8 protein-coding genes are annotated in these 10,267 nt (G+C 72.3%); 3 read left to right on the top strand and 5 right to left on the bottom strand.

All coding sequences use genetic code 11. The annotated features are described in order from the left end of the window. Positions 1–309: 309 nt before the first annotated feature. Positions 310–2,085 (bottom strand): glycerol-3-phosphate dehydrogenase/oxidase, encoded by a 1,776-nt coding sequence (locus tag G6031_RS07555; protein WP_179524760.1) that lies wholly within the window; start codon positions 2,083–2,085, stop codon positions 310–312. 79 nt (positions 2,086–2,164) lie between these two features. Between G6031_RS07555 and glpK the strand changes: the two genes are divergently transcribed. Then, complete coding sequence (gene glpK / locus G6031_RS07560) at positions 2,165–3,724, top strand: glycerol kinase GlpK (RefSeq protein WP_182652910.1); 1,560 nt, start codon at positions 2,165–2,167, stop codon at positions 3,722–3,724. Here the strand turns inward: glpK and G6031_RS07565 are convergent, their stop codons facing one another. The 4 genes from G6031_RS07565 to G6031_RS07580 form a co-directional block, all read right to left on the bottom strand. Then, complete coding sequence (locus G6031_RS07565) at positions 3,725–4,798, bottom strand: ABC transporter ATP-binding protein (protein ID WP_182645687.1); 1,074 nt, start codon at positions 4,796–4,798, stop codon at positions 3,725–3,727. Beyond that, positions 4,795–6,354: an iron ABC transporter permease gene (locus G6031_RS07570; RefSeq protein ID WP_347238459.1), complete on the bottom strand. Its 1,560-nt coding sequence runs from the start codon at positions 6,352–6,354 to the stop codon at positions 4,795–4,797. Before G6031_RS07570 ends, G6031_RS07565 begins: the two co-directional genes overlap by 4 nt. Before the next feature lie 55 nt (positions 6,355–6,409). Further along, positions 6,410–7,435, bottom strand: coding sequence for an iron ABC transporter substrate-binding protein (locus G6031_RS07575; RefSeq protein ID WP_182652911.1), 1,026 nt, complete (start codon positions 7,433–7,435; stop codon positions 6,410–6,412). 100 nt (positions 7,436–7,535) lie between these two features. Beyond that, a complete protein-coding gene (locus G6031_RS07580; protein ID WP_179524756.1) occupies positions 7,536–8,942 on the bottom strand; it encodes an NAD(P)H-quinone dehydrogenase in 1,407 nt (468 codons plus the stop codon). 152 nt (positions 8,943–9,094) lie between these two features. Here G6031_RS07580 and G6031_RS07585 point away from each other — a divergent pair, with 152 nt between their 5' ends. Beyond that, the gene (locus G6031_RS07585; protein ID WP_179524755.1) at positions 9,095–9,631 is read left to right on the top strand and encodes a gamma-glutamylcyclotransferase family protein; all 537 of its coding nucleotides are present in this window, start codon (positions 9,095–9,097) and stop codon (positions 9,629–9,631) included. 4 nt (positions 9,632–9,635) lie between these two features. Further along, positions 9,636–10,267 (top strand): purine-nucleoside phosphorylase (locus tag G6031_RS07590; RefSeq protein ID WP_347238460.1); only part of this gene is annotated, 632 nt, incomplete at its 3' end.

Genomic DNA, 10,267 nt, shown 5'->3' on the forward strand with positions numbered 1-10,267 from the left:
CAGGGAACGGTGCTCTGCGAGATCAAGTGACCCGCTGACGGCGTCGTCCACCCCGGGCGGCGCCGTCGGGCCCCCCGGGCCGCGCCGTCGGGCCCGCCCCTCCCCCGGATCCGCTGCTCTCCTGCGCCATCCGCTGCCCCACCGGACAGCCGATCGCGCAGGACGACAGCGGATTTCCGGTGTCAGGGGGTGCGGAGCGCGGCCGTGCCGGTTCCGACCCCCATCATGCGCTGGTCGGGCTCCCGGTCGGGATAGGTGGTCCTTCGGTCGGGATAGGTGGCCCCTCGGTCGGGAAGGGTGGCCTCTCGGTCAGGCCGGGTGGTCGACGACCGGCTCGGCGCTCGCGGGGTCGACGGTCGCCTCCACCAGGAACTCGCGGACCTCGGGGACGCCGCGGAGGAAGCCGTCCGCCTCGTCGTCGGAGTCCGTCACCTGGCTGGCCAGCTCCGCGGCGACCCGTTGCTCGAACATCTCGACCTCCCGCTCGACACGGTCGGTATCCCAGTCCAGCACCTCCGCCATGAGCTGCGCGGCCTCGCGGGCGCACGCCACCCCTCCGTGCTGGTACTCCATGGAGATCCGGGTCCGGCGGACCAGGACGTCCTCCAGGTGCAGAGCGGCCTCCGCGAGCGCGGCGTAGACGATCTCGACCCGGAGGTAGCGATCGGCGCCGTCGAGGGTCTCCAGCAGATCGGGGCGGTCCGCCGCCAGGTCCAGCACGTCCTCGAGAAGCGAACCGTAGCGGTCGAGCAGGTGCTGGACCTGCTCCTCCCTGATCTCGTAGTGGTCCGCGATCCGGTCCGCGCGGTTGACCATCGCCGGGTAGCCGTCGGCACCGAGGAGGGGGATGCGATCGGTGGTGGAGGCCGGAACGGATTCCGCGCGCTCCGGTCCCAGCTCGGCCACCGCGGCGTCGACCGCGTCCGCCGCCATGACCCGGTAGGTGGTGTACTTGCCACCCGCCACCACCACGGCCCCGGGAGCCGCGCGCATCACCGCGTGTTCCCGCGAGAGCTTGGCGGTGGAGTCGGCCCCGCCCGAGAGCAGCGGGCGCAGTCCCGCGTAGACACCGCGGACGTCGTCCCGCCCGATCGGGGTCGTGAGCACGGCGTTGACGTGCCCGAGGATGTAGTCGATGTCCGCACCCGTCGCCGCGGGGTGGGCCAGATCGAGCTGCCAGTCGGTGTCGGTGGTGCCGATGATCCAGTACTCGCCCCAGGGGATGACGAAGAGCACCGACTTCTCGGTACGCAGGATGAGGGCGGCCTCCGAGTCGACCTTGTCACGGTCCACCACGATGTGGACCCCCTTGGAGGCACGCACCGTGAAGCCGCCCTCCTCGCCCAGCATCTCCTGCAGGTGGTCGGTCCACACCCCCGCCGCGTTGAGCACCACCCCGGCCCGGACGTCGGTCTCCCGTCCGGTCTCGGCGTCGCGGACCCGTACGCCGGTCACCCGTTCGCCCTCCCGCAGGTAGCCGATCACCTGCGTGGAGTTGGCGACCACCGCGCCGTGCAGGGCGGCGGTGCGGGCGAGCGTGAGGGTGTGGCGGGCGTCGTCGACCAACGTGTCCCAGTACCGGATCCCCCCCACCACGACGTCCTCGCGCAGACCCGGCGCCACGCGCCGTGCACCGGCGCGGCTGTAGTGCTTCTGCGGCGGGACGCTCTTTGCGCCGCCCATGAGGTCGTAGAGGACGAATCCCGCGGCCATGTAGGGGCGCTCCCAGAACCGGCGGGTGAGCGGGAAGAGGAACTTGAGCGGTTTGACCAGGTGCGGGGCCAGTCGGGTCATGCTGAGCTCGCGCTCGTGGAGGGCCTCGGCGACGAGCCCGAAGTCGAGTTGCTCGAGATACCGGAGCCCGCCGTGGAACATCTTGGAGCTGCGCGAGGAGGTCCCGGCGGCGAAGTCGCGGGCCTCCACCACCGCGACGCTCAGGCCGCGCGTGGCCGCGTCGACAGCGCTGCCGGTGCCCACCACACCGCCACCCACGATCACGATGTCGAAGGACTCCTCCGACAACCTCCGCCATGCCTCGGCCCGGCGCTCGGGACCGAGGACGGACCGTGATCTGATCGTGGGCATCGTGCTCCCTCCGGGGCCGGGTATCGGATTCCGGCCGGTCGCGCCCGACTCTACGCCCGGGCGGACGTAGTCTGACGACGTGACGCGTAACACGTTCATCCTCGCGATCGATCAGGGGACCACGTCCTCGCGGGCCATCCTCTTCGACCACGACGGTCTGCCGGTGCCCGCGGCGACCGCCCAGGTCGAACACCGGCAGATCCTACCCCGGGCCGGATGGGTGGAACACGACCCGCTGGAGATCTGGGAGAACGTGCGGACGACCATGGCCCAGGTGGCCGGTCACGCCGACCTCGAACCGGCGTTGGTGAGCGCGATCGGCATCACCAACCAACGGGAGACCGTGGTGGTGTGGGAGCGGGAGACCGGTGAGCCGGTCTACAACGCGATCGTCTGGCAGGACACCCGGACCTCGGGGATCTGCGCCCGGCTAGCGGAGGGCCACCCCGACGGAGACAACAGGTTCCGCGATGCGACCGGGTTGCCCCTGTCCACCTACTTCGCGGGTCCGAAGATCCGGTGGATCCTCGATCACCTCGACGCCGAGGGCCGACGCGGCACCGAGCGGGCCGAGGCCGGCGAGCTGCTGGCCGGGACCATCGACTCGTGGCTGGTGTGGAATCTCACCGGCGGCCGCCGCGGCGGGACCGACGGCGAACCGGCGCTCCACGTCACCGACGTCACCAACGCCTCCCGCACCCTGCTCATGGATCTGCGGACCCTGGAGTGGTGCGACGAGCTCTGCCGCGAGATCGGGGTGCCGCGGGCGATGCTCCCCGACATCGTGCCGTCCTCGGGGGTGATCGGTCACGTGACCGAGCGTCGCATGTTCGGCGGGACCCCCATCGCGGGGATCCTCGGCGACCAACAGGCGGCCATGTTCGGCCAGACCTGCTTCGACCCCGGCGACGCCAAGAACACCTACGGTACCGGCGCGTTCCTGCTGCTCAACACCGGCACCACCCCCCAGTTCAGCGACAACGGGCTGCTCACGACCGTCTGCTACAAGCTCGGGGACGCCGACGCCGTGTACGCGCTGGAGGGCTCCGTGGCGGTGGCGGGCTCTCTGGTGCAGTGGCTGCGGGACAACCTCGGGGTGATCTCGAGCGCCGAGGAGACCGAGGAACTGGCGACGTCACTGGAGGACAACGGCGACTGCTATCTCGTGCCCGCGTTCTCCGGACTTCTCGCCCCTCGCTGGCGCCCGGACGCGCGTGGCACCCTGGTGGGCCTGACCCGGTTCCACACCCGGGCACACCTGGCGCGAGCGGCGCTCGAGGCCACCGCGTTCCAGTCCCGCGAGATGACCGACGCGATGGCCGCCGACGCCGGCGAGACCGCCGACGCGCTGCGTGTCGACGGCGGGATGGTGGTCAACGACTACCTGATGCAGTTCCAGGCCGACATCCTGGGCATCGACGTGATCCGGCCCGAGGTCACCGAGACCACCGCCCTGGGTGCCGCCTTCGCCGCGGGGCTGGCGGTGGGCCAGTGGGACTCCCCCGACCGGCTCCGCGAGTTGTGGCGGGAGGACCGGCGGTGGGAGCCACGCATGGCCGAGGACGAGCGCGCGCGCCTGTGGGGCCGCTGGAACGACGCCGTCCAACGGACCCTGGGCTGGGCCGCCACCGAGAGCTGATCAGGCGGGCACCGAGGGCCCCGCGTGGAAGACTGCGGGACGCAAGGGCGTGACCTCCACCCGGGCCCCCACCTCGAAGACCTCCCCGCCGGAGACCGGGACCGCGAAGCTCTGCTCGGTGCCGTCGACACACATCCGGATGAGGGTCGACGCGCCGACGAACTCGACGCCGGTGCACACGCCGTGCCCCTCCTGCCCGACCCGACGGACCGTCAGGCTCTCGGGGCGCCACAGGACGGTGCCGGACCCGCGTGCGGGCGTGTCGAGTGGGACGGCGCCGATGGTGGTGTGTGCGACCCCTCCGTCCGCGGTGGCCGGGAGAAGGACGACCTCCCCCGCCAGCTGGGCGACCTCGCGGCTCACCGGGTGGTAGTAGAGCCGTTCGGGGGTGTCGACCTGGGCGAGGCGGCCGTCGATGAGCACGGCGACCCGATCGGCGGTGGCCAGCGCCTCCGCGCGGTCGTGGGTGACGAGTACCGACGTCGCGCCGGACTCGGCGAGCAGGGTCGAGACCTCCGCCCGGACCCGTCCCCGCAGGGCGGCGTCGAGCGCGCTGAACGGTTCGTCCAGCAGGATCAGTCCCGAGCCCGGGGCGAGCGCGCGTGCGAGCGCGACCCGCTGTTGCTGCCCGCCGGACAGCCGGGAGGGACGCTCGTCGGCCCGGTCCGCCAGCCCCACCAACTCGAGGACCTCACGGACCCGGGCCGCCCGCTCGGCGCGGCTGCGCCACCGCGCCACGGGATCGACCGGTACGAGTCCGAACCCGACGTTCCGGGCCACGGACAGGTGCGGGAACAGGGCGCCCTGTTGGGGGACCAGACCTATCCCGCGGTGCTGGGCGGGCAGTGGGTCCACGCGGCGTCCGTCGACGAGGATGCGTCCCGCCGAGACCGGGTGCAGCCCGGCGATCATGCGCAGCACGGTGGTCTTGCCCGACCCGGACGCACCGAGAACGGCCAGCGCCTCACCGGAGCCCACTGTCAGATCGAGGTCCCGGACGACGGTGGTGCCCCCGTACCCACCGGTCACGCCGCGGAGCTCGAGCACGCCGCCGGGGCGCTTCCTCACCGTCATGTGGCACCCACCTGTGTCTCCTCCGAACGGGCCGCGATGGCGGTCCGTGCCGGGACGCCTCGCCCGGACCCTCCCGCGCCCCACCCGAACGACCTGCCGAGGACCGCGGCGGGGATCACGGCCACGGCCACGAGCATCGCGGCATAGGGAGCGGCCTGGGAGTACGCCGCCACCTCGGTGTGGGCCCACATCGCGGAGGCCAGTGTCTCCGTCCCCGTGGGGCGCAGGAGAAGGGTCGCGGGCAGTTCCTTGGCCACGCTGAGGAACACCAGGCTGCCCCCCGCGAGGACACCCGGCATCGATAGTGGGGCGACGACGCGGAGGAAGGTCCGGAACCGGCCGGAGCCCAACGCTCCCGAGGCGTCCTCGAGCGCGGTCGGGATCGCGCCGATCGCGGACCGGACCACGCCCACGGCGAGCGGGAGGAACAGCACCACGTACCCGAACACGAGCATCGGCAACTGCTGGTACAGGCCGGGGACCAGCCGGATCCCCACGAACACCACGGCCAACCCGACCGTGATCCCGGGGAGAGCGAATCCGATCTGGGCGACCGCCTCGGTGGCCCGGGCGACCGGGCCGTTCGACCGGGCCGCGAAGATGCCGATGGGCAGGGCCAACACGATCGTCACGAGCGCGGCGATGCCCGACACCCCCGCGGTGGTGGCCGCCGCGGCGAGGACCGGTCCCCACGCCACGTCCACCTCGGCGGCGGCCCGCACCCACCGGACCAGCCCGACGAGCGGGGCGAGGACGCCACCGGTCAGGACGAATCCGACGACCACGAGCGCCGGCGTTCTGAACCGCCCGAGCGGGACCCGGTCGGGAAGGGAGTCCACACCGGCACCGACCCTGGCCACCTCGCCCCGTCGGGCCCGCCGCTCTCCCACCATCACCACCAGCGCCACCAGGATGAGCACGCAGGCCAGCACCGCCGCGGGCACCCGGTCGAACGAGGCGCGGTAGCTGTGGTAGATCCCGACGGTGAACGCCTCGTACCGCAGCATGGCCACGGCCCCGAAGTCGGACAGCGTGTACAGCGCCACCAGCAGCGCCCCCGCGGCGACCGCGGGCCGGATCTGACGCAACGTCACCCCGAGTACGGCCCTGACCGATCCGCGCCCCAGCGTCCGGGCCACCTCCTCCAGCCCGGGGTCCACGGCCCGCAGCGCCGCGGCCGCGGGGAGGAAGACGTACGGATAGCAGGAGATCGTCAACACGATGACGGAGCCGGGCAGGCCGAGGAACTGCGGGAAGTCCGCGACCCACAGGTAGCCGAGGACGTAGGAGGGCATCGCCAGTGGCACGCAGAGCAGTGCGCCGACCACCGGGGCCCCGGGGAGATCCGTCCTCACCGTCAACCACGCGAGCGCGACACCCACCACGACGCTCGCCGCGGTGACCAGGACCACCAGCACGACCGTGTTGACCAGCAGTTCGGCGGACCGACCGGACCGGACCACCTCGATGGCGTAGGCCGGGCCCCGTTCCCCCGCCCGGATGATCAGATAGACCAGCGGGATGAGGGCCGCGGAGCACGCCAGAGTGGCGGCCACCCCGAGGAGGGGGCGACCGCCACGGAGACGGGAACGGACGTCTATGACGGACCCGTCAGATCATGCCCACGCGCGTGAGCATCTGCTGGGTCTGCTCGAGCCCGTCGAGGTCCCCGAGGTCGATGTCGGGGCCTCCCAGGGTCTCGAGGGGGGGCAGGCCGACGGCCTCCGAGGTGATGCCCGGCACCACCGGGTACTCGCTGTCCTCCTCGAGGAAGTAGAGCTGGGCCTGCTCGCCGAGGAGTTCCTCCACCAAGCGCAGGGCGTCCTCGGGCCGGTCCGTGGAGGCCAGCACGCCGACGCCGGCCACGTTGACCAGTGCGCCGGGGTCGCCCTTGGTCAGGTAGTGGACCCCGGCCCGCATGTTCTCCTCGCCCTTCTCCTGGGCGGTGTTGTACCAGTAGTAGTGGTTGGTGAGCCCGAGCTCGACCTCGCCGGTGTCGGCGGCCTCGAGGAGGGCCACGTTGTTGTCGTAGGTCCTCGGCTCGTTGGCCAGGAAGTCGCGGAGCCACTGCTCGGCCGCCTCGTCGCCGCGGTCGACCCGCAGCCCGGTGACGAACGACTGGAACGAGGCGTTGGTGGGGGCGTAGCCGACCTTGCCCCGCCACTCCGGCTCGGTGAGGGCGTCGATGGTGTCCGGCACCTCGGACTCCTCGAGCACCTCGGAGTCGTAGACCAGAACACGGGCGCGGAGGCTCGTGGCGACCCACGTCCCGTCGGTGGCCCGGTACTCGGCGGGGACCTGTGCGACCGTCGCCTCGTCGAGCCGCGTGAGCAGGCCCTCCTTGGACAACGCGCCCAGAGCGCCGGCGTCCTGGGAGAAGAAGATGTCGGCCGGGCTGGCCTCGCCCTCCTCGGCGATCTGCGCCGCCATCTCGGGGGTGCTCGCGTACCGCACCTCCAGGTCGATGCCGGTGTTCTCCTCGATCTGGGCCAGCAGCGGGCCGACGAGGTTCTCGCTGCGGCCCGAGTAGACCACCAACGCGTCCGAGTCGTCTCCGGCGCCGTCCGTGGTGCAGGCCGCCAGACCCACCACGAGCGAACCGGCAGCGGCGATCGCGGCCAGGCGGCGTCGCATCATCACGGTTCCTCCCTCACAGTCCCGGTGCCGCGTCACGGGCACCGGGTGTGAGCTTAGCCTAAACTTATCCTGGCGCTCAGGCCGGTCCACCGGCCCGGGATCAGTCCAGGTCGTCGTGCCGCATGAGCTGCCGGGCGGCCTCGGTGATCGACCCGGTCATCGAGGGATAGACGGAGAACGACCCCGCGAGGTCACCCACGGTGAGCTGGTTCCGCACGGCCACGGAGACGGGCAGGATGAGCTCGGAGGCGGTCGGCGCCACGATCACCCCTCCGATGACCACACCCGAGGCGGGGCGGCAGAACAGCTTGACGAAACCGCGGCGCAGACTGCGCATCTTGGCCCTCGGATTGCCCGCCAGCGGGAACACCTCGACGCGGGCAGGGACCTCACCGCTCTCGATCTGCGCGTGGGAGATCCCCACGGTGGCGATCTCGGGCCGTGTGAACACCGCCGAGGCCACGGTGCGGAGCTTGATGGGACTGACCCCCTCGCCCAGCGCGTGGTACATCGCGATCCGGCCCTGCATCGCCGCGACGGAGGCCAACGGGAACAGATCGGTGCAGTCGCCCGCCGCGTAGATGCCGGCGGCGGTGGTCCGCGAGACGCGGTCGACCTTGATGTGACCGCTGCGCTGGACCTCGATGCCGGCGCTCTCCAGCCCGAGGTCGCCGGTGTTGGGAACCGAACCGACGCACATCAGGGCGTGCGAACCCTTGACGGTCCGGCCGTCGCCCAGTCGGACGATGATCCCGTCCTCGTGGTGTTCGACCGCGTCCGCACGCGCGTGCTTGACCAGCGAGACGCCACGCTCGCTGAGCGCCTCCTCCAGCACCAGCGCCGCGTCGGCGTCCTCGTGGGGCAGCACACGGTCGCGGCTGGACACCATGGTGACCTTGACGCCCATCTCGGTGAACGCGGAGACGAACTCGGCGCCGGTCACACCGGAACCCACGACCACCAGGTGGGAGGGGAGTTCGGTGAGGTCGTAGAGCTGCCGCCAGGTCAGGATCCGCTCCCCGTCCGGCTCGGCGCCGGAGAGGATGCGCGGGTTGGACCCGGTGGCGACCAGGACCACGTCCGCGTCGAGGATCTTCTCCCGGCCGCCGTCCAGCGACACGTGGACGCGGTGCGACGCCATGCCCGGCTGCGAGTCGTGCAGTCGCGCGGTCCCCGAGAGCAGTCGCACGCCCTCGCGCTGGAGCTGGGACCTGATGTCGGCGGACTGGGCGCGGGCCAGGGACTTGACCCGACCGTTGACCTGGCCGAGCCGGTACGCGGTGGGGTCGAAGTGCATCTCGACGCCCATCTCCTCGGCGCGACGCATGTCGGTGCGCACACCCGTGGTGGCGATGAACGTCTTGGACGGCACGCAGTCGGTCAGCACGCAGTTGCCGCCGATCCCCTCGGCGTCCACGATCGTGACGTCCGCACCGTATTGCGCGGCCACCAGCGCGGCCTCGTAACCGGCGGGTCCGCCGCCGATGATGATGATGCGCTGGGTCACAGGTGGTCCTCCACGGGTCACGGGGTCGGGGCCGGGCGCCGCGGGCCACTGTGGTGGACCGCGTCGCGTCCGCCGTACACGGTAGTCGAACCGGCGGCACGCGGCCGGAGGACGCCGGGGCCACACCCGGCGGAGGGACTACTCTGGTCGCCGTGCCTCTCTACGCCGCGTACGGGACCAACATGCATCCCGAACAGATGAACGCCCGCGCGCCGCACTCCCCGTTCGCCGGAACCGGTTGGCTGGAGGGCTGGCGCCTGACCTTCGCGGGCGAGGACCCCACGTGGGAGGGCGCCGTGGCCACCGTGGTCGAGGACCCCGAGTCGAGGGTGTTCGTGGTGCTCTACGACGTCCCCGACGAGGACGCCCGCGCCCTCGACCGATGGGAGGGCACGGACCGGATCCCGGCCCGGAAGATCCGGGTCCGGGTGGAGCGCCGTCCCACCGTCCCCCCCGGCCCCCCGGTGGGGGCCCAGGAGTCCGAGTTCGCGGTCGCCTCGCCCTCCCCCACCGCGCCCGAGGGCACCGAGCTGGTCTGGCTGTACGTCATGGACGCCTTCGAGGGGGGCCTGCCGTCGGCGCGCTACCTCGGACTGTTGGCGGACGCGGCCGAGTGCGCGGGTGCCCCCGACTCCTACGTGCGGCAGCTGCGCACCCGGGAATCCCGCAACGTGGGCCCGGGCGCCTAGCGTCGTGCCGTCCATCCCCCTGCCACCCACCCCCGTGTCTCCGCTCCTCACCCCCACCCCGGACGCCCGGGCGACCGCCGACGCCGTCGCCCGCGCGTGCGGCCGGTCGGTGCACGAGGTGACCCTGGTCCTGGGCTCGGGCTGGTCCGAGGTCGTCGTGGGCCTGGCCGACCCCGGGACCGCGGTCACCATCCCGATGGCCGATCTGCCGGGGTTCGCGCCGCCGTCGGCCGCCGGCCACCGCGGAACGGTCACGAGTTGTCTGGTCGACGGGGTGCCACTGCTGTCCGTGGCCGGGCGGAGCCACCTCTACGAGGGACTGGGTACCGACCCCGTCGTCCACCCCGCGCACGTCGCGGCCGCCGTCGGCTCCGACGTCCTGGTGCTCACCAACGCCGCCGGCGGCGTGCGGGACGGCCTGGCGGTCGGTGACCTGGTCCTGATCTCGGACCACCTCAACCTCACGGGCCGCTCCCCGCTGACCGGTGCCGCGTTCGTCGACCTCGTGGACGCCTACTCACCCCGCCTGCGCGAGGCCGCCGCGCAGGCGCTCCGGGCGGCCACCGGGACCCGGCCCGGCGAGGGCGTCTACGCCGCGATGCCCGGACCCCAGTACGAGACCCCCGCCGAGATACG

This window comes from Dietzia sp. CQ4, from assembly GCF_014145125.1.
Taxonomy (GTDB): Bacteria; Actinomycetota; Actinomycetes; order Mycobacteriales; family Mycobacteriaceae; genus Dietzia; species Dietzia natronolimnaea.

What these genes read in the sequence shown, in the direction of transcription:
- G6031_RS07565 (WP_182645687.1), bottom strand. Translation starts at nt 4,798, where the DNA reads ATGACGGTGAGGAAGCGCCCCGGCGGCGTGCTCGAGCTCCGCGGCGTG.
- G6031_RS07575 (WP_182652911.1), bottom strand. Translation starts at nt 7,435, where the DNA reads ATGATGCGACGCCGCCTGGCCGCGATCGCCGCTGCCGGTTCGCTCGTG.
- G6031_RS07555 (WP_179524760.1), bottom strand. Translation starts at nt 2,085, where the DNA reads ATGCCCACGATCAGATCACGGTCCGTCCTCGGTCCCGAGCGCCGGGCC.